Source organism: Massilia sp. KIM (assembly GCF_002007115.1).
Taxonomy (GTDB): domain Bacteria; phylum Pseudomonadota; class Gammaproteobacteria; order Burkholderiales; family Burkholderiaceae_D; genus Telluria.
Genome location: NZ_MVAD01000017.1, coordinates 1 through 538, shown reverse-complemented (window position 1 = coordinate 538; position 538 = coordinate 1). Strand labels below are relative to the sequence as shown.

General features: G+C 60.8%; 1 pseudogene. It reads left to right on the top strand.

What is annotated here, in order from left to right:
- Window positions 1-176, top strand: a pseudogene (locus B0920_RS25290) (OsmC family protein); the annotation flags it as partial.
- Between the last annotated feature and the right edge of the window lie 362 nt (window positions 177-538).

The window sequence follows — 538 nt, the reverse complement described above, 5'->3', positions numbered from 1 at the left end:
GCAGCGTGGGCATCGGCGCGATCCCGACCGGCTTCGGCATCGAAGTCACCCTGAAGATCAGCCTGCCGGGCGTCCCGGCCGACGAAGCCCAGACCCTGATCGACCGCGCCCACATCGTGTGCCCCTATTCGAACGCGACCCGCGGCAACATCGACGTCACCCTGCAACTGGTGTAAGCCCCTTTCCCGCACCCTCAGGGGTGCGGGGCGAACGACGGCCCGGTCAGCGCAATAAATAAATAGTGTACTATTTAATCGCTGACAAGGCCGAAGTTCCGGGTATCACCAAAGGCTAAGTTATACCTAGGCATAGTTCATTTTTGCAATTCGATATGGGACGCTGCTGCTACTGTCGCGCCGCAGTCCTGATGAAAACACCGAACAAGAAAGGATAGACCATGAACACCCTGACCAAATCCATCGCCGCCGCCGCCATCGCTCTCGCCACCGGTGTCGCCGGCGCCGCCGAGCCGACCGTCGATGTGCGCACCCAGCAATTCCTGAAAGCCCTGGAAGGCGGCAAGCCGCTCGAGACCCTG